Source organism: bacterium, assembly GCA_035419245.1.
Taxonomy (GTDB): domain Bacteria; phylum Zhuqueibacterota; class Zhuqueibacteria; order Residuimicrobiales; family Residuimicrobiaceae; genus JAKPUX01.
The window spans coordinates 216236-236146 of record DAOLSP010000003.1 but is presented as its reverse complement, the minus strand read 5'-3'; the positions used below and the strand labels follow the sequence as shown (position 1 = coordinate 236146).

The 19911-nt window shown below is 61.6% G+C and carries 14 protein-coding genes; 3 read left to right on the top strand and 11 right to left on the bottom strand.

From position 1 onward, the window contains the following. Nucleotides 1-15: 15 nt before the first annotated feature. Entirely contained in the window at nt 16-2514 is a 2499-nt protein-coding gene (gene priA / locus PLH32_06860) for a primosomal protein N' (protein ID HQJ64316.1), read from the bottom strand. Nucleotides 2515-2695: 181 nt separating this feature from the next. On the opposite strand from priA, the gene PLH32_06855 reads away from it, so the two are divergent. Continuing rightward, nucleotides 2696-3385: a peptidylprolyl isomerase gene (locus PLH32_06855; GenBank protein ID HQJ64315.1), complete on the top strand. Its 690-nt coding sequence runs from the start codon at nt 2696-2698 to the stop codon at nt 3383-3385. A gap of 9 nt (nt 3386-3394) precedes the next feature. Beyond that, on the top strand, nt 3395-5140 hold the full coding sequence (locus PLH32_06850; protein ID HQJ64314.1) for a S8 family serine peptidase: 1746 nt from the start codon (nt 3395-3397) through the stop codon (nt 5138-5140). Here the strand turns inward: PLH32_06850 and PLH32_06845 are convergent. The 4 genes from PLH32_06845 to PLH32_06830 all read right to left on the bottom strand — a co-directional run bounded on the left by PLH32_06845 (nt 5084) and on the right by PLH32_06830 (nt 10075). Next, a complete protein-coding gene (locus PLH32_06845; protein ID HQJ64313.1) occupies nt 5084-6253 on the bottom strand; it encodes a GGDEF domain-containing protein in 1170 nt (389 codons plus the stop codon). The genes PLH32_06850 and PLH32_06845 overlap by 57 nt on opposite strands. Before the next feature lie 224 nt (nt 6254-6477). Beyond that, nucleotides 6478-7044: a hypothetical protein gene (locus PLH32_06840; protein ID HQJ64312.1), complete on the bottom strand. Its 567-nt coding sequence runs from the start codon at nt 7042-7044 to the stop codon at nt 6478-6480. Nucleotides 7045-7145: 101 nt separating this feature from the next. Next, nucleotides 7146-9113 carry a helix-hairpin-helix domain-containing protein gene (locus PLH32_06835; protein ID HQJ64311.1) on the bottom strand — a complete coding sequence of 656 codons (1968 nt, stop codon included), beginning with the start codon at nt 9111-9113 and terminating at the stop codon, nt 7146-7148. Next, the gene (locus tag PLH32_06830; GenBank protein ID HQJ64310.1) at nt 9110-10075 is read right to left on the bottom strand and encodes a hypothetical protein; all 966 of its coding nucleotides are present in this window, start codon (nt 10073-10075) and stop codon (nt 9110-9112) included. The genes PLH32_06835 and PLH32_06830 overlap by 4 nt, the downstream gene beginning before the upstream one ends. Between PLH32_06830 and PLH32_06825 the strand changes: the two genes are divergently transcribed. Beyond that, complete coding sequence (locus tag PLH32_06825) at nt 10074-10943, top strand: DUF4835 family protein (protein HQJ64309.1); 870 nt, start codon at nt 10074-10076, stop codon at nt 10941-10943. The genes PLH32_06830 and PLH32_06825 overlap by 2 nt on opposite strands. Nucleotides 10944-11014: 71 nt before the next feature. Here PLH32_06825 and PLH32_06820 read toward each other — a convergent pair whose 3' ends face one another. The 6 genes from PLH32_06820 to PLH32_06795 form a co-directional block, all read right to left on the bottom strand. Then, on the bottom strand, nt 11015-12415 hold the full coding sequence (locus PLH32_06820) for an MBL fold metallo-hydrolase (GenBank protein ID HQJ64308.1): 1401 nt from the start codon (nt 12413-12415) through the stop codon (nt 11015-11017). Nucleotides 12416-12502: 87 nt separating this feature from the next. Beyond that, on the bottom strand, nt 12503-13165 hold the full coding sequence (locus tag PLH32_06815) for an MtnX-like HAD-IB family phosphatase (protein HQJ64307.1): 663 nt from the start codon (nt 13163-13165) through the stop codon (nt 12503-12505). Between the two features lie 95 nt (nt 13166-13260). Then, nucleotides 13261-15981 (bottom strand): pyruvate, phosphate dikinase, encoded by a 2721-nt coding sequence (gene ppdK, locus PLH32_06810; GenBank protein HQJ64306.1) that lies wholly within the window; start codon nt 15979-15981, stop codon nt 13261-13263. Nucleotides 15982-16015: 34 nt separating this feature from the next. Beyond that, the gene (locus PLH32_06805; protein HQJ64305.1) at nt 16016-17809 is read right to left on the bottom strand and encodes a S41 family peptidase; all 1794 of its coding nucleotides are present in this window, start codon (nt 17807-17809) and stop codon (nt 16016-16018) included. Continuing rightward, nucleotides 17806-18480: a dTMP kinase gene (gene tmk / locus PLH32_06800; protein ID HQJ64304.1), complete on the bottom strand. Its 675-nt coding sequence runs from the start codon at nt 18478-18480 to the stop codon at nt 17806-17808. The genes PLH32_06805 and tmk overlap by 4 nt, the downstream gene beginning before the upstream one ends. Further along, nucleotides 18477-19820, bottom strand: coding sequence for an MATE family efflux transporter (locus PLH32_06795; protein HQJ64303.1), 1344 nt, complete (start codon nt 19818-19820; stop codon nt 18477-18479). Before PLH32_06795 ends, tmk begins: the two co-directional genes overlap by 4 nt. Nucleotides 19821-19911 lie beyond the last annotated feature (91 nt).

The following is a 19911-nucleotide window of genomic DNA, read 5'->3' as shown; positions in this document are numbered from 1 at the left end:
TTACCTCCATCAAGGTCACATGATCGAAATCGGGTCGACATCGATGATGATTTGCACTCCGCGGGCGCGGTGGTGCTCGTGGAACTGTTCGAGGGCTCGGCGGAGGGCATCCTTCATCCGCTTGCCGCCGGCATCACTCTCCTTCAGGCTCATCAGCAGCATCTGGTACCGATAGAGTCCCTCGAGCCGCGCCAGCGGCGAGGGTGTCGGGCCGAGGGTGCGGTAGGCGCTGCCCGGCCGCAGATAGTGCGCAATGCGTTCGGCGGTGCGCTGCACTGCGGCCTCCTCTTCGCCTTTGAAGAGGATATGGGTCATGCGGCTGAAGGGCGGATAGCCGAGGCCCTCCCGCTCCTTGATCTCCGATTCGTAAAAGCGCGGATAATCATGGGTGCTGACAAAAAAGAGCGAGGGATGGTCCGGTGAATAGGTCTGGATCACCACCTCACCCAGGCGCTCCTTGCGGCCGGCGCGCCCCGATACCTGGGTGAGAAGTTGGAAGGTGCGCTCGCCGGCGCGAAAATCGGGAAAATAGAGTTCCGAGTCGGCCGAGACCACGCCCACCAGCGTGACGCGCGGGAAATCGAGTCCCTTGGCGACCATCTGGGTGCCGAGCAGGATCTGGTATTCACCGCGTCCGAAGGCGGTGAGGATGCGATCGTGGGCATACTTGCCCCGGGTGGTGTCGAGATCCATGCGCACCGACTTGATCCCGGGAAAAAGGCTCTTGAGCTCCTCCTCGATGCGCTGGGTGCCGATGCCACGGAAGGCGAGGTCGAGGCCGCCGCACTGCGGGCAGACTTCCGGGGCTTTGCGGACAAAACCGCAATAATGGCACTTGAGCAGGCGGCCGCGCAGGTGGTAGGTGAGGGAGATCGAGCAGTTCTCGCATTCGGCGGTATAACCGCAACTGCTGCATTTGAAGAGGGTGGCGAAGCCGCGGCGGTTCTGGAAGAGGATGATCTGTTCGCCGCGCGCCAGCTTTTCGTCGATCTTTTGGCGGAGGAAGCGCGACAGGATCACCGGGTCCTTGCTGCCGATGATTTTAGGCTCGCTGCGCATGTCGACGAAGGTGATCTTCGGCATGGGGACGTCGTCGATGCGGCCGGGCATGGAGATGAACCGGTATTTGCCACAGCGGGCATTGAAATAGGATTCCAGTGCGGGGGTGGCCGAACCCAGGACGACGACGGCGCGGTTGAGTTTGGCGCGCATCACCGCCACATCGCGGGCGTGGTAGCGCGGGGTAAGATCGTTCTGTTTGTAGGAGGGTTCGTGCTCCTCATCGACGATGATCAGGCGCACATCGGCGAGGGGTGCGAAGATGGCCGAACGCGGTCCGATGACGATGCGGTGTTTGCCTTCCCAGGTGGCGCGCCAGGAATCGTAGCGTTCGCCCGGGGACATGCGGCTGTGAAAAACCGCGACAAGGCGGCCAAAATGGGAGCGAAAGCGGCGCACCATTTGCGGAGTGAGGGCGATCTCCGGGACCAGGACGATGGCGGCCCCGCCCTCGTCGATGACGCGGGCGATGGCCTCGATATAAACCTGAGTCTTGCCGCTGCCGGTGACGCCGTGGATCAGGGCGGTGGCGAACTCGCGGCGATCGAGCTCCTCGCGGATAACCCGCAGGGCCTCCTGCTGGTTTGGGTTGAGCTTGAGCTGCAGCGGCGGCTCCACCTCGAGGGCGCCGTAATAGTCGCGCTGCACCGCAGCCCGGCGGCGATCGAGAATTCCACGCGCCTCGAGGGCGGCGACCGCGTCGAGGGGGACGCGCGCTTCGCGCGCTAGGTCGCTGCGGCTGAACTCCTCGCCGGCGTGCTGGCAGAGATAGTCAAGGAGGGCGGCCTGGCGCGGGGCGGATTTGCGCAACTGCTGGGCGAGGGCGAAGAGGCTCTCGTCGGTGCAGCCAGCGGCGGTCTGGACAAAATTCTCGAATTTCTGGCCCACGCGCGGCCGGGGTAGCATCAGCTCATAGCGGATGAAACCGGCCTGGCGCAGCTTGGTGAGGCTGGCATCGATGCTGCCGGCGTCGGCGCGGCTGGTGAGTTCCTTGACCGGCAGGGGATTCTTCGCCGCGAGCTGACGGATGATCTGCGCCTGGCGCGGCGCGCGCTTCTCGAGCAGCTCTGCGACCCGGGCCGGATCGTCGCAGGTCAAGCGCGCCACCTTGACCGAATGTTTGTGGATCCCCGAAGGCAGCGCCGCCTTGAGCACCTCGCCCCAGCCGCAGAGATAATATTGTGCGATCCAGCGCGCCAGATCGAGGACCTCATGCGTGAAGAGCGGCACGGGATCGAGGACCTCCTCGATCTCTTTCAAATCGCCGCGATCGGCGGTCGGGCTCAGTGCGACGACAAAGCCGGTCGACTTGCGCGGGCCAAATTCCGCCAGAACGCGCATGCCGGGCTGGAGGTCCTCCTGGAATTTGCCGGGGATAAGATAGGTGTAGGCATGATCGACCGGCACCGGGAAGACGACCTGGGCGAAGGAATGGGAAGCAGCCGGGGTATTCATAAAATGAAAATAGGAAATATTCGCGGGGTTTGCAAAGCAAAAATGCGGTGCGCCGTTTTAGTCCTCGCTCTTTATCCTGCCCGAAAAATCGCTTGCGAATCCGCCTATTTTTTTGTATCTATTGCGGTACATCCCGCTGCTGGCGGGGAGAAGGTGCGACCCACGAACGGAGGAGAAGCGCATGAAAAAGATAGTGCTGGTGCTGGCCTGCGCCGCCCTGGTGGCGGCGGGCTGTGGCAAAAAAGAAGCAGGGGAGACCAAACCGGCAGCCCGGGCGCAAAAAGAGTGCGCGCCGCTGAGCGACGCCCAGATCCAACAGCTGCTGGAAAAAGTCAAACAGACGCCGATGGAGCCGGTTGAAGCCCATGAGGTGGCGGTCCTCGAGACCAATTACGGCAAGATGGTGGCCACTTTTTTCACCGACAAGGCGCCGATGACCTGCACCTCCTTCAAACGCCTGGTCAAGGCCGGCTATTACGACTGCACACAGTTCCACCGCGTCATCAAGGGCTTTATGATCCAGGGCGGCGATATCAACAGCAAGGACGCCATCATCGGCAATGAAGGCGAGGGCGGTCCGGGCTACTCCCTGCCCGCGGAATTCAATGATACGCCGCACGACCTTGGCATCCTCTCGATGGCGCGCCGCGGTGATGACATCAACAGCGCCGGCAGCCAGTTCTTCATCTGCCTCTCGCGCGAAGGCACCCGGTCGCTCGATGGCCAGTATACCGCCTTTGGCAAATTGATCGAGGGCCTCGATGTGCTGCAAAAAATCGGCGACGCCGCCGTCACCCTGTCGGCTATGGGTGAGAATTCGACCCCGGTCGCGCCGATTTACATTACCAAAGCCTATATGGAAAAGAGATAGATCCGGCATATGAAAAATCCTCGCTGTCTCAGTGCAGGATCGGCCCTGGTTCGGCCGATCCTGCTTTTTTTGCTCCTGCAGGCAGGCATCCTCCTGGCGGACGAATCCGCGGGCCCGCGCACCTGGTTCTTCTTCCGTGACAAGGGACCGTACAGCCTCGAAAAAGCGGCGCTGGCGCACGCCCAGGCCGGGCTCTCTCCCCGGGCCCTGGCACGGCGCGCAAAGGTCGCCCCGGCCGGCTCCCTGGTTGATGCGACCGATCTCCCGGTCTATTCCGGCTATCTGGAACAACTGACCGCCCTCGGCATCCGTCCCGTGGTCATCTCTCAATGGCTCAACGGCGTCAGCGCCGCGGCCACTCCGGAACAGATCACAGCAGCCGCCGCGCTAGGGTGCATCGCCCGCATCCAGCCGGTCCTGCGCGGGTACCAGCCTTTGCCCCAGGCGGAGCCGATCCTGCAAAAACCCTCCCGCGCCGCCGACCGTCCCCTGGATTACGGCTTCAGCCTCGAGCAGAATGAACAGGTGCAGATCCCTGCCGTGCACCAGATGGGCTATTACGGCCAGGGGGTCCTCATTGCCGTCTTCGACACGGGCTTCCGGCTCACCCACGAGGCCTTCGACTCCCTCAAGGTCGTGGCCCAACATGATTTCATTCAGGACGACGACAACCTCGACAATCAGGCGGGCGAGCGCAGCGACCAGAACAGCCACGGCACCATGGTGCTCTCGATTCTCGCCGCCAACAAGCCAGGCAACCTGATCGGCGGTGCCCCGCGGGCGGAGTACCTCCTCGCCAAAACCGAGGATGTCTCACAGGAGATCCAGGCGGAAGAGGATCACTGGATCGCTGCGGCGGAGTGGGCCGAGCGTCTCGGTGCGGATATCATCAGCACCAGCCTCGGCTACATCGACTGGTACACCTATGCGGATATGAACGGAGAAACGGCGCCGATCACGCGCGCTGCTGACCTGGCGGTGGCTAAGGGCGTGGTGGTCGTGGTTGCGGCGGGCAATGAAGGCAACAATGTCTGGCACTATATCTCCGCCCCGGCAGACGGAGACAGCGTGATTGCCGTGGGTGCAGTGGATAGCAAGGGCAACATCGCCTCTTTCAGTTCCCGCGGGCCGACGGCGGACGGCCGGATCAAGCCGGATGTGGTGGCACGCGGCATCGGCGTCGCCTGCGTGGCCGTGCCGCCTGCCGCAGGGAGCGGCACCAGCTACAGCTACGTCTCCGGGACCTCGGCCGCCTGCCCGATCGCCGCCAGCTGCGCCGCCTTGATCCTTTGCGCCAATCCGGCCCTGACCCCCATGGAGATCCTCCAAGCCATGCGCCAGACCGCGACGCGCCGCCAGACCCCGGACTTCGACTATGGCTGGGGCGTGGTGCAGACGCTGGCCGCTGTCGAATCCACCAAAGTGGAGGAGCCGGTTGTGCTGCCGGAATCTGCGCGGCTGCGGGGCCTTTTCCCCAATCCGGTCCTTGCCGGCGACTACCGGAATCTGACCGTCGCCTTTGATTTGAAAGAAGCCGAATGGGTCACCGTGCGCCTTTATGACCTGCTGGGGCGGGAAGTGGCACTTCTCTATCAGGGGAGAGTGGCCGCAGGAAGCGACCGTAGGATCCGGCTGACCTGGCCGGAGGGGATTCAACAATGGAGCAGCGGCACCTATTTTGCAGTGGCCAAAAGCCGATCATTTAACGAATGCAGGGCAATCACGCTGCTGCATGCCGGCCGTGAGGGCCGTTGAGGGGAGAGTCTCCCTGGCGCCGAGGACGCGATCGCGTCCCGCCTGCTTGGCCTGGTACAACGCCCGGTCCGCCTGATGCAGCAGCTCGGTCTCCCCTTCACCGTTTTCGGGACAGGCCGCGACGCCGATCGAGATGGTAGCGTGACCGCAGCTCATGCCGTGGCCGATCGGCAGGGGCTCGGCAGCCACCGCCCGGCGCAGTTTCTCGGCAGCGAGCAGCGCGTGATCAAGATCGCTTTCGGGGAGCAGCACGACGAACTCCTCGCCGCCATAGCGGCAGAGGATGTCGGAGGCGCGCAGGTTGTTTTTCAGGACCTGGGCGACCACCCGTAAGGCCTGATCTCCTGCGAGATGGCCATAGGTGTCGTTATAGGCCTTGAAGGTGTCGAGATCAATCATCAGCACAGCGAGACTGCGGTGATAGCGACGAGCCCGTTGCAACTCGGCCGGATAACGGTCAGCAAAATAGCGCCGGTTCCAGATCGCGGTTAGAACATCGGTCATGGCCTGGGCCTCGGCGTCGCGGACGCGCACCTGCGCGGAGAGATGCATGGCAAAAAGCTCCATCAGCTTGCGCAACAGATTGCGCTCGCGGACGGTGAACGCGGTCTCCTTGCGGCGCAGCAGGATGAGCCAGCCCAACGGAGCGTCGCCCGGTCGGGCAATCAACAGATCGAGACGGCTGGCATAAGCCGCAGGCAGGGCGAATGCCTCGCGCGGGGTCAAGATATGGCCATTGCGCCAGGAGAGCTGCAGCGGTGCGGCCTCCTCCAGAACCGGCGGCCACGCCAGCGCCAGCTTAAAGCGGCCGGGTTCGCGCACCCACAGGGCAAACCCGTCGACGCTGAAATGGCGCTTGAAAAAGGGAGCCAAGGCAAGAAAAGCCTCGTCGCCGCCACCAAGATGCGATAACAATCGCGTCCAGCGGATCACCAGCCGCAGCACTCTGATGCGCCGCTTCAGGCGTTTTTCGCCCAGCAGCCCAAACGCCGACCCCTTGCCAGCCGCTTTTCCCGGCGTTACACTCGACAACAAGAGCGCTCCTTCAGTCTCTCCCGATTCTCTGCCATCCCCCCGCCCGTCCAGATGCCACGCCTTTTCCCCCTTTTCCATGTCGCCTTCCGTCGTGAAGGCCGGCAGCGCTTTGGGCTACAGCAAATTTGGTGCCCAGATTATATGGTCTTTTTGTGAGTAAGATTAAGAAGTTATAAGATATTGGCGTGAGAGAGTGGCCGGAGTTCAGCCAAACCGATGGACTTTCGGGCAGCGGGTAGAGGGACGGAAAGCAGTTGCGTGCGGAAAAACCACAAGAGACGGTATTCGGGACGGGATCGGGATCAGCAAGCTGTGAGCGGCGAGGGGACGGCTTTGGGCCGGCCGAGATAGGCCAACAGCCCGGAAAACGCCCGCAGGGGATCCGGAGATCCCGAGCGAAAGAGAAAAGAGTAGTACTCCTCCCGGGCGGGATCGGCAAAACCGGCACGGACCGGAGCCCCGCTTTCCATCACAAGCGCGAGGCTGAAGAAATGCACCGCACGGTTGAGATCGACGGCCACGTCGTAGGGAGCATTGAAAATACGCTTTTTACAGGCGCTGTTCGGCCCGCCGCTGCGGTCGAGATCAGCAGGCCCCCAGACAATGAGCTGGAATCCACGGGCCATTTCGGTGGAGACGGGAATCGCGCCGTTTTGCACCAAGGTGACCTGAGCCTTGGGAAAAGTCTTGCGGATCTCCGCCAAAGCTGACACAAGGCGGTCATACTCCGCCGCCTGCTCCGGCAGACACACCAGAACCCGTTGCGCCTCCTGGAGCAGCGCGCTGAAGCTGAGGGCGTTGCTCCCCCTCGCAGCACGCCTGCGGTAGCGGCGCAGCGCCAGAGCCTGTGCCATCTTTTGCCATGCCATAAGGAGATCCCTGAAATAAATGCGGCCATAATGTACTAAAAAATAGAACCATGGTCAACAGCAAAGTGTCGCCTGGCCGGAGGCGCCCTGGGTGGGCGTGATCACCGGCCCGGCAGACGCCAGTCGAGCTGCGCCCCCAGGCTCTGCCGCGCCGCAATGCGCCGGAGCTTCTGTCCCGTGCCCTCCGGCTCCGAAGGCTGCCAGCTCCATCGGGCTGAGAGCTGGAGCGCAGTCGCGAGCCGGCACTGGAGTAGCAGAAACGCCCGGCAACCCCGGCCGTAATTCAGGGGCAAGGCGAGCGCGCCGGGCAGATCATTTTCATAGATGTACATCCGGATTTCATAACTGCGGGCATCGAAAAACTGGTACCGGGCGACGAGGGCGAGGCCTCTCCCCAGTGTGAAACCGAGTTGCTGGTAGAGCATCCAGCCACTGCTGTCGGGAGCGGCCAGCCTGGCCAGGCCCTTCGCGGCGATCCGGAAGCGGCGATACTCCAGGCGGGTGCGCCAACGCATCCGGCCTGTCTGATATTCCAGCTGGGACGCAGCGCTCCAGAGACGGCGGCTGCACCAGCCCTTGATGTCGTTGCCGAAGCCGTCTTCTGTCGCCTCGATCAGCGTGTTCTCCTTGCAGCGGAGCTGGTGCAGGCAGGTTAATGCCGGCAGGGGCTGCCAGCTCAGTGTCAGGGTATAGCGAGTAGTCGGGATGGCCGGCATAGGTTGGCGCCAGGCGGGCGCGAGGTTACGGCCGATTTCGCAGGCGGCGGCGAGCCGGATCCGCCGCGGCAGATCGAAACGCAGAGCGAGGCGCCCGCCCGTTGTATTTCGCAGCTCCTCGTCGCTTGCCCCGAGCAGGCGGTGATATGCCGCGCCATGGCGGTGAAAGAGCAGCAGGCCCTCACCCCATCTCCCATGCAGCAGCGCTCCGGCTTCCAGAGCAGCACCACCGCTGCGGCAAAGCGCCGCTTCCGCAAAACCGGTCATACTGCTGAGCTGCAGTTCTGCCTCGAGCCCTTTGTTCCAGTTGCGGCGCCCGCTGAAGGCATGCCGCTTTTCAAGGGCCGGATCCACGGCAAACGCGCGGGAATAGTGCGCCTCCTGCCAGGCTGCGGCCAGGCGCAGGCGTCCCCCGAATCGGCGCTGCAGCCGCAGACCATAGCTGCTCGCATGCAGCGCGCCTCTGGCGGCCTGTTCCGCCGCACTACGGTGCAGGCCGCTCCACTGCAGCGCCCGGATGCATTCGCCCTCCAGAGTGGCATCCCAGCTTGCGTGCCCGGCGAAAAGGAGCAGCTCATTGCTCCACCCCCCGATAGTCAGGGCAGCGCCATCGAGGCCGCCGTTTTCGCCGGCCGACAAGGAGGGGCGCAGCTGGAGCGCATGCGGCCGGAATCCCGCGACGGGATCCGTGCCGCTGCCCCACGCGGTGCGGCCGGAAAAGAGCAGTCCGCGGCCGCTTTCGATCCGCAAGGATCCCAGGCACAGCCGGCTGGAGAGCCAGGGCATCTCCACGAGGAGGCCGCCGCGAAACAAATCAGCGGGAGATTTTTCGCCGGGGTCCTTTTCGCAGAGCATTCCGCCCGAGAAGGTCTGCCCCATCCGGAAACGCAGGCGCTGGTAGAGGCGCGCCGCACTCCCTGCATAGAGCGCAGCGCCCGCCTCCTGCGGCCGGGCCAGGGTCCAGCGGTGCCGCCCCTCCAGACTCAGGGCCTTCCTTCGGCCCCCCGGCAGCGGGCAGGAAAGGTAAGGCAGCAGACGACGGTACTCCGCCTCGTCGAGCTCCGGGATCGCCTGCAGATCGCTGACGCGGCGAAAGCCGCCCGAAGCGTGGCGCGCGGCAACCAGAGCAGAGGCGGTGGCGGTATCGATCCAGGGGAACTCCAGCCAGTCGCCGGCGCGGGCGCGATTGATGTCAAGAGGATGCCCCTCGCGCCACTCCAGAAATTCGATGAGCGACTCGACCCGCTCCTCGGCCGTCTCCGGATCGATCAGTTCTTCCCACGCTTCTTCCTGTCCGCGGAGGGCACCACTGCCCAAAAACACCAGGGCCGCGGCCAGCAGGCGCGCCTTCATGGCACCCTCCTCTCCCTCCGCACGCCGGCGGACCAGGAGAGCCCGCACTGATGGCTGAGACCGAGCCAGGGGTGGGTTGTGACGCTGTATTCGATGTCCAGAGCCTGAAGCTGCAGCGCAAAACCCGCGGCGAACCGCTGCCCGGCGGAATTGAATCCGGCGCGCAATGCCAACCGTTCATTCAGCAGGTACTCCGCGCCGCAGTGCAGTGCGATGGTCTGCCCCTTCTCAAGGACTAGATCGGCGTTGATCGAGGTGGATGGTGAGGCGGTGTACGCAAAACCGCTCTGCAGCGATTGGGCCAGTTCTTCCCGGCAGCGGCCGATGACGGCGTTGCCAAGATTGCGCAAACAAAAGCCTGCGCACAGGCGGCCGGAGCAGCGGAGCTGGCCGCCGAAATCGCAGAGCAGGGCGCTGGCCGTTCCATAGCGTTCGATGGCGATGCGCAGATGGCGCAAGGTCAAACCGAAGGCCAGGCCGGGGGCGAAAGCATGACCGAGACCGCAGGCGGTGGTGATTTCCCGGCAGGCGGAACAACCGTAATAACAGCAGGCTGCGGCAAGCCCTGCCGTGCGCCAGGACCGGCTGGCGCCGAGCTGCCCGCTGGCGAGCTCAGCGAGGCCAAAGGGACGGCTCAGCGTGCTGCTCAACCGCCAGAGCGGGGCGCCGGCGAGACCGGCCGGATTCTGCCAGACGGCTTCCCGCAGGAGAACACTGGCGACACCCGCCCCGCCCATGGCTTGCCAGCGGCATCCTGGAGCAGGATCCTCCACGGCCTGCAGACCCGCGGGATCCGCCGCTGGCAGCAGAAACAAAATCAGCAGGGAACGCCGGAGACCTCTTCCGCGTTTACCTGCAAGAGGAAAAAGCTTGTAATAATCGTAAAAATGTGGAATATTATAGGGTAGGGCCGGCGGCCGCCGTACCGGCCCCTGAACGCGCCCCAATCCGGAGTCTTTCATGCCTCAGTTCCCCCATACAACCGGTCGCAGCATAATGGTGCTGCTGCTCCTCCTGCTCTTCACCGCCGGCACCCTCCATGCGCAGCGGATCGAAGCGGTCGTTACAACAGACCTGCGCACCCTGCCGCTGGACCGTCAGGACAAACTGCGCGATTTCAAGGAGAAGGTGGAGCACTATCTTAATGCCTACAACTGGACCAACGATCCCTGGAACACCATCGTCTACCTCGATGTCCAACTCATTCTCGAGGATATGAGCACCAGCGCCGAGGAGCGTTACAAGGGCCAGATCGTCATCAGCAACAAGTATGACATGCAGCTGAGCGACAAGCGCTGGCGATTCGCCTATCAAAGCACCGACATCCTCAACCACGACGAGAATGTCATGAATTCCTTCACCAGCATGCTCGACTATTTCGTCTATATCATCCTGGGCATGGAATTCGACAAATGGTCGAGCCTGGGTGGCACGGATTATTTTCTCAAGGCCAAAAATATCGCAGAACAGAGCAAGTTCGGGCTGGGCCGGTACATTGAGGGATGGGATCGCAGGCTGGAGCAGATTACCTATTTAACGAGCCAACAGCATTTGCCTTTCCGTGAAATGGTCGATTACTACTTTTACGGCCTCTCGCTGGTCAAGGAGGACAATGCCAAAGCCCGCCAGTTTATCGGCAAGGCCGTTGAGATGCTCGACAAGATCGTGTCGAAGGAACCGGACAACGAATACGCCAAGATGTTTCTCAATGCGCATTACATTGAAATGGTCGAGGTCTTCCGCCGCGCTCAGGATAAAACGCCCCTGCGCACGCTGATGGTCATCGATCCGGTGCATGCGCAGGTCTACCGTAATATCATTGAAAAATAGCCGCGCAGCGGCAGAACCCGAAGGGGGCCCCGTTTTCGCCCGGAAAGGCATCACCTCTCCGGGCTTTTTTATCAGGCATGAACCTCAACACTTTCTCCGCGTTCGGGAATCCGCACCTCTTTCAGTCCCAGGCTGGCCAGTCCCTGTGCCAGCGCTTCGCTGCCCGTGAGTTCGCCGTGCAAAATGAAGAGATGGTCCAGTTTCTCCCGGTCGAAGTGGCTGATCCACTGGATCAGCTCGCGGTGATCGGCGTGGGCGCTGAAGGCGTTGAGTTTGACCACCTGGGCCGCGAGTCGGAATTCCTCGCCGAAGATCCTGACCGAGGGCTCCTGCTCCACCAGTCTCCTGCCGAGCGTATTCTCGGCCATAAAGCCGACGATGAGGATGGTATTGCGCTCGTCCTCGATGTTGTTGCGCAGATGGTGCAGGATCCGTCCGGCTTCGCACATGCCCGAGGCGGAGATGATTATACTGGGCTGTCGTAGGTCATTCAGTTTTTTGGACTCTTCGACCGTTTCGACATAGTGGAGCTTCCGGAAGCCGAAGACATCGTCGGTGCGCTCGAGCAACTCGGCGGTCTCCTCATCATAGCATTCGGGGTGGGCCCTGAAGACCGCGGTGGCGTTGACCGAGAGGGGACTGTCAACGAAGACCGGGATTTCCGGGATTTCGCCGGCCAGGGTGAGCTGGTGCAGCGCAAAGACGATCTCCTGGGTGCGGCCGACCGAGAAGGCGGGGATGATGATCTTGCCGCCGCGTTGGATGGTGTCATTGACTGCCTGGGCCAGCTTCTGGTTGACGGTGCTATAGTCGTCATGGAAGCGGCCGCCGTAGGTGCTCTCGGTGAAGAGGATATCGGCTTCCTGGAAAATGGTCGGATCGCGCAGGATCGGCATGCCCGGCCGGCCGAGGTCGCCGCTGAAGATCAGGGTGAGGGGCTTGCCGTCGTCGTTGATGTCGAGTCGCGTGATCGCTGAGCCGAGGATATGCCCGGCATCGAAAAAGGTAACGGAGACTCCATCGGCAATCGGCATCGTGCGCTCATACCCCACGCTGATGAACTGGTTCATTGCTTTCAGCGCATCGTGCGCGGTATAAAGGGGCATGACGGGCTTCATGCCGCTGCGAACGCGCTTCTTATTGACAAACTCGACGTCCTTCTCCTGGATATGCCCGGCATCCTGCAGCATGATACTGCAGAGATCGCGGGTGGCATGGGTGCAATAGACGGGACCGGAGTAGCCGAGCTTGACCAGCTGGGGAATATTGCCGCTATGATCGATATGAGCATGGGAAAGGACCATGGCGTTGATGCTCCTAGCGTCGAAGGGGAGTTCCCGGTTACGCTGGAACGACTCATCCCGTTTGCCCTGATAGAGGCCGCAATCGAGCAGTATCTTTTGGCCGCGGATCGTCAAGACATGCATGGTTCCGGTTACGGACTGCACACCACCGAAGAATTGGATCTCCAAGGTTCTCTCCTTTTCTCAAATCAACTTAGAAAACCAAACCCTTATAAGCAAGCCTTTTCAGGGGAAAAAAGCGCCACATCCGGCCGCTCACTCGGTTTCGTCCCGCTGCAGCTGAGCCAGGACATCGGCGAACGAAGTGAAAGCGTAATGCGGCCGGCCGGTCTCGCGGCACCATGCAAGCAGTTCCTTTTTGGCGAAGACAATATCGGCCTCGCGGGCTCCGCAGATATCGGAGCGGCCGTCGCCGATATAAACCGTGGTCTCGCCGGGTCGGCGCTCGCTGCGGACGTGGAGACCCTTGCAGTTGGCGCACTGGCCGCAGCCGAGGCCATACCAAGGAAACTCGAGCCGCACGCGGCCTTCCGGCTCCAGGATCATCCGGTTGGTGCGCAGGGGAATCCCATAGAATCCATGCGCAGCAAGGATGCGTGCAATATAGGCATCCATGCCGTCGCTGACTACCGCCAGTGGAAAGTGCCGCTCGCGGGAGTAGGCCACCAGGGAGGCAAACGTGGCGTCGATGACCAAAGGCCGGACAAAGGCGTCCAGTTCCGCCTCGGTCAGACGCATGGATTCGGCCTGGCGCCGCCACATCTCGCGGCCCTCCAGCCGACCCTGCCGCCAGAGTCCGACCAACCGCCACCAGCGGCTTTCGCTGCCAAAATGGGCAAAGACGAGATTGCCCACATCGCGTTTGGCGATGGTGCCGTCAAAGTCGCAAAAAATGCGCAATCTTTTCTTGTTGTCCACTCGACAGACTTCTCGTTCTCTTATTCCATTCTGGGGGCAATCGATAAAAAGCCCCGGGGCCTGCAGACCCCGGGGCTGGATGCGGTGAAACGAACTTACTTCTTTTCGCGGATCGTCGCCTGGGCAGCCGCCAGTCGAGCGATGGGGACGCGGTAGGGCGAGCAGGAGACATAATCCATGCCCGCGCGGTGGCAAAACTCCACCGAGGAGGGCTCGCCGCCGTGTTCGCCGCAAATGCCGATCTTGAGGCCCGGTCGGGCCTTGCGGCCGCGCTCGATCGCGATCTGCACCAGTTCGCCGATGCCTTCTTGATCGAGAATATTGAAGGGATCGGCCGGCAGGATTCGCTTCTCGACGTAATCGGGCACAAAGCCGCCGATATCGTCGCGCGAGAAACCGAAGCCCATCTGGGTCAGGTCGTTGGTGCCGAAGGAGAAGAACTCGGCCGTGCCGGCGATCTTGCCCGCCTGGAGGGCGGCGCGCGGGATTTCGATCATCGTCCCGTACATATACTTGATCGCCTTGACCTTGTACTTGGCGCAAACCTCGGCGTAAACCCGGTCGACAAGAACCTTCTGATCGATCAGTTCACGCTCGTGACACACTACCGGCACCATGATCTCCGGATGGACCTTCTTGCCCGCCTGGGTCAGCTCGACAGCGGCCTCGAAAATGGCGCGCACCTGCATCTCGGTGATCTCGGGAAAGGTGACGCCGAGGCGGACGCCGCGATGGCCCATCATTGGATTGGTTTCGTGCAGTCCTTCGACGCGTTTGATGAACTCGGCGGCATCGATGCCCAGCGACTTGGCCAGCTCGGTGCGCTTCTCAGCCTCCTGGGGCACGAATTCATGCAGGGGCGGATCGAGCAGACGGATCGTCACCGGCAGACCGTCCATCACCTCCAGGGTGGCCTTGATGTCCTTCTTCACATAGGGGAAGAGTTCATCAAGCGCCTTGCGGCGCTCGGCTTCGGTTTTGGAGATGATCATCTTGCGCAGGGCGAAGAGGGGCTTCTCCGAATTCTTTCCATAGAACATGTGCTCGGTGCGGAAGAGGCCGATGCCCTGGGCGCCGAACTCGAGTGCTTTTTTGGCGTCATCAGGGGTGTCGGCGTTGGTGCGCACCTTCATGCGGCGATTTTTATCGACCAGCTTCATAAACTGGACGAAGCGGGGATTCTCGGAGGCGTTGATCATGCCCAGTTGGCCGGTATAGACGTGGCCCCGGGTGCCATTGAGGGTGAACCAATCGCCCTCCTTGTACTCCTTGCCGTCGATTTTCATGGTTTTTTTGGCGGTGTCGATGTGGAGCGCCGAGCAGCCGACGATGCAGCATTTGCCCCAGCCGCGGGCCACGAGCGCCGCATGGGAGGTCATGCCGCCGCGGCCGGTGAGGATGCCCTCGGCAGCGCGCATGCCCTCGACATCTTCAGGATTGGTCTCTTCGCGAACCAGCAATACCTTCTTGCCCTGTTTAGCCCACGCCACGGCATCGGCCGCAGTAAAGACGATCTGACCGCAAGCACCGCCGGGACCCGCAGGCAGGCCCTTGGCGATCGCCACGGCTTTCTTTTCGGCTGCCGGATCGACGATCGGGTGGAGCAGTTCATCGAGCTGGGACGGCGCCAGGCGCATGACGGCGGTCTGCTCATCGATCAGTTTCTCCTTGAGCATATCCATCGCCATATTGAGGGCGGCGGTGCCGGTGCGCTTGCCGACGCGGCATTGCAGCATCCACAACCGGCCTTCCTGGATGGTGAACTCGATGTCGAGCATGTCCTTGTAGTGCTTTTCCAGATTGGTGCGGATCGTATCGAGATCCTTGTAGGTCTTGGGCATGGCTTTCTGCAGGGAGGCCATGTGCTTGTTCTGTTCGTTCTTGGTTGCCTCGTTCAACGGGGCCGGTGTGCGAATGCCTGCGACCACATCCTCGCCCTGGGCATTGATCAGCCACTCGCCGTAGAATTTGTTTTCTCCGTTGGCCGGATTGCGGGTGAAGGCCACGCCGGTAGCGGAAGTGTCGCCCATATTGCCAAAGACCATGGCTTGTACGTTGACTGCGGTGCCCCATTCATCGGGAATCCCCTCGATGCGGCGGTAGGCGATGGCGCGCTTGCCGTTCCAGCTCTGGAAGACCGCGCCGATGCCGCCCCACAGCTGCTTCTGGGGATCATCAGGGAAGGATTTGCCCAGAACTTCCTTGATCTTGGCTTTGAAGGCCTCGACCAGTTTTTTCAGATCCGCTGCCGTCATGTCGGTGTCGGAGGCGTATCCCTTCTCCTTTTTCAGAGCGGCCATGATGTGCTCGAGCTGCTGGCGGATACCCTTGCCCTCAGCCGGCTCAATGCCGGCGGCTTTTTCCATCACCACATCCGAATACATCATGATGAGGCGGCGGTAAGCATCATAAGCGAAACGTTCATTGCTGGTTTTCTTGATCAGGCCCTTGATGGTTTTGCTGGTCAGACCGACATTGAGGACGGTCTCCATCATACCCGGCATGGAACTGCGCGCGCCCGAGCGGACCGAAAGCAGCAGCGGGTTTTCGACATCGCCAAATTTGGCACCCATAATCTTCTCAACGGCCGTCATAGCGGCCGCGACATCCTTCTCAAGGTCGGCGGGATATTTCTTGCCATGCTCGTAATAATAGGTGCACATTTCGGTGGTGATGGTAAAGCCGGCCGGCACCGGGATACCGAGGTTGGCCATCTCGGCCAGATTGGCACCCTTGCCGCCGAGCAGCTCTTTCATTTTGGCCGTTCCTTCAGCCTTGCCGCCTCCGAAGGAGTAGACGAATTTCGTTTTGGGCATTCAAACCTCCTGATGGATCTTGATTGTTGATGGGTTATTTCTTTGTATTGCCAAGCAATTTGTTATAGGCTTGCTGGTTTCGGATCATTTCCACGCCCTTGACCACCGCTGAATCGCTGGCGAACCACGCCTTCCAGTATTCATCCCGGCCAAACAGCTTGCCGGAGATCTCCATCTTGAGGGCCCGTTTGAGTTCGTCCCTGGCGGCGAGCCGGTCACGCTCTTTCACCTGTTCGAACGCTGTCCGGATGGCCTCGATCTGGCCGGCGATCTGGGGGAGATAGCCCCCCTCCTTACCATACTTTTCGAGCTTGTCAAGTTCGGCGTAGCCTTCGGGCTTGTAATCGAACTTTTTGGCCTTGCAAAAGGCGTTGAACTCCTCGAGCAGGGCATCATCCACGGTAAAGTCTCGGGGCAAATTGGGATGGGCCGCGGCATAGTCGAGACTGAAATTGAAGAACATCGAGCGCCGCAGCAGCGCAAGCTCGTAACGGCTGGCCACCGGCTGTTTGATCTCGATGTCCGGTTTCAAGCCGCCGCCGCCGAGCACCGTGCGCTGGTTGCGGGTGACATAGCTTTTGGCCGGTTTGTTCTCCGCTTTTATTTCGGGCTGTGCGGCCGCGGCGTCGGGACCGCCTCCGTCCTCATCGTCAAGCCCGGATTCATCATCCGCCGCCTCCTGCGGGGCTGCCGCTGCGCCGTTGCTGTTGAGGAAGACCGACTGCGGACCGTAATTGAAGACATCCGGCTTCTGGATGTTGCGGCCGCTCGGGGTGAAGTACTGCATCGTCGTGATCTTGAGCTGAGCCTCACCACGTCGGTCGAGCGGCACCACCGTTTGTACCAGGCCCTTGCCGAAGGTCGGGCTGCCGATGAGCAGGCCGCGATCGAGGTCCTGGATCGCTCCGGCGACGATCTCGGAAGAAGAGGCGCTGTAGCCGTCGACGAGCACGATCAGGGGCAGGCTGCCGAGGACCGGATCCTTGCGGGCGCGATAGTCCTGGCGGCGGTACTCGCCGCGCCCTTCGGTGAAGACGATCATGTCGCCCTTGGCGACAAAGTTCTCGGCGACGGAGACCGCTGCCTCGAGCAGACCGCCCGGATTGCCGCGCAGATCAAAGATCAGCCCCTCCAGGCCCTGGTCCTTGAGCTTGACGATCTCGTCGCGGATTTGATCGCCGGCATCGCGGTTGAAGCTGCTCAAGCGGATCAGGCCGACGCCCGGCGCAATCATGCCGCTGAACTGGATATCGGTCACCTTGATCTCGTCCCGCAACAGGGTGAAGGTCAGGAGTTGCTCCTCGCCGACGCGACGGATCTTGAGCACCACCTCGCTCCCCTTCTCAGTACCGCGCAGCCGGTGGGCCGTCTCCGAGATGGATTCCCCCTTGGTGCTCTTGCCGTCAATCTCGATGATCTGATCGCCTTCCCGGATACCGGCGCGGGCCGCCGGACTGTCGGCGAAAGGCTGCTCGCCCACCGTGGCATAACCGTTGCGGATCTGAATGCGCATGCCGACACCAAAGTACTTGCCGCGGGTGATGATCTCCAGCTCATCCTTGCCGTCCTCCTCGAGGAAGACGGTGTAGGGATCGAGCCGGTCGAGCATGCCGTTGATGCCGGCGCGGATGAATTTCTTCGGATCGATCTCCTCGATGTAGCGGTCGTTGATCTCCTGATAGATCTGGCCGAAGAGACGGATGTTCTTCATGGCCTCATAATAGGGATCCTGCTTCGCCGGGGTGGCGGCATCGGGACCCTGCGCCTGAAGGGGTATAACGGGGAGCATGACCAATGCGGCCCAAAGCAAATGACGACAGGCTTTCATACACTCTCCTCTCCAGGGCGCTGCAGATGCAAATGCCGCTGGAATCTACTCATAACGAGCTGCCAGATATGGCGATGGATCAATTCGATCGGACGGTCACCCGGGATGACGTGAATGCGTTCCGGCTCCTGAGCGGCCAGCTGCAGATAGCCCTGGCGAACCCGTTCGTGAAACTCGGCGCTCGCGGCTTCCATACGGTCGGCATCGCCGCTGCGCGCAGCCAGCCGGCGGCCGACCTCCGCCAGCTCGACGTCGATCAGAAAGGTGGCGTCCGGCACCACACCGCAGGAACCGATGCGGTTGGCCTGACGGACCTGTTCCAGATCGAGACGGCGTCCGTACCCCTGATAGGCGGTGGTGGAATCGTAGTACCGGTCGCAGACCACCAGCTTGCCCTCAGCGAGGGCCGGCTGAATCATTTCTTCGCTCATCTGCGCCCGTGCCGCTTCGTATAGCAGCAGCTCGGCCCAGGGCGACAGGCCCGTCAACCTGCGATCCAGCAGGATCGCCCGGATGCGTTCCGCGACCTCGGTGGCACCCGGATCACGCAGGCTGACCACCGTGCGGCCCGTCTGGGCCAACCGCGCCCCCAGCAGAGTGGCCTGCGTGGATTTACCCGAGCCGTCAATCCCCTCGAAGGTGATCAGCAGGCCGGTCCGGGGCGCGTTCAAGCTGCCTCCCGGCGCCAGCTGCCGCCGGCGAACCGCAGATAATTCAGGCCGAAACGGATCGTCTCGTCAAGGCTCTGCACCCCCCAAACGCCGTACAAACCCCAGCCAAAGAGAAAGGCGGAGACCCAGTTCAGACCGATTTCAAAGACAACAACAAAAACGATGGTGAGCCACATCAGCCAGCTGAGGTCGCCGACCCCGCGCAGATTTCCGGAGATGACATTGTTGAGCGCCTTGGGGATCTGCGCAAAGGCAAAGAAATAGATGGCCATACGCCCCAGCGCCTTCACCTCTGCATCGGTGGTGAAAACGCTGATCAGCGGCTGCGAAAAAAAGATCATCAAGGCAACCATGGCTACCACGAAAACCGCCATCACCCGGTGCGCCGTGCGCGCCATGCGAAAGGCGAGATCGCTGTTTTCGGCTCCGAGATTCCGGCCCATCGTGCTCATCGCCGCCAGGCTGAAACCCATATAGATCATGGAAAGAACGTTCTGGATCCGCACAAATAGGGTCTGGGTCGAGAGGACCACCACACCCATCTTGGCCGTATAGCCGGTTACGACCAGCTGCCCTAGGGCCCAGGTCAACTGTTCGACCGTAGTCGGCCAGCCGGAATTGAAAAGCAGCTTGAAACTCTCCCAGCGTGGCGAAGCCAGCTCGCGAAAGGAGAGAAAGACTGAAACCTTGCGGCGCCGCAGTAAATAAAAGGTGACAAAAAAACCGATACTATGGGCGATGCCCACTGCTAGTGCCGCCCCCTGGACCTCCAAGCGCGGCAGCCCGAACCACCCGAAGACCAGGGTCGGGCAGAGGGCTAAATTGATGCCGTTGATCAGCACGTTGACCATCATGGAGTGGCGAGTGTCGCCAACGCAGCGGATGATCCCCACCGCCACAAAGTTGGTGACCAGCAGCGGTGCAAAAAAAGCCAAAGTGCGGAGATAGGTCACACCCGCATTACGGGCCAGGGCGACCTTCCCATCCTCCTCGATCAACCGGAACAGATGAATGGCGCCCGAATACCAGATCAGGCCGAAGAGAAAGGCCATGATGATGCCGATGATCATCGCCTGCCCGAAGATGTGGTTGGCCTGCCAGAAATCGCGCGCCCCGAGATGGCGGTTCATGATGATCCCGGCGCCCATCACAAAAGTCAGCAGCAGCGTGAGAAAAACCACTACGATCTGGATCGCCATGCCCACCCCGGCGAAGGCCTCGGCGCTGAGCCGACCGATAAAAATCGCCTCGATCGTCCACATGATCGTCTGTGAGGAGAGATCAATGACGGCCGGCAAGGAGGTCGTTAGGATGGATATTATGGGCGTGGACTTTTTCAAACGCGACCTGTCAACCTAGTTTCGGGCCTGATCTGCAGAGCTTCACCTTCTTTCCAATGGCAGCGCGCCCCGCCGCCGAAGACCGCGGTCA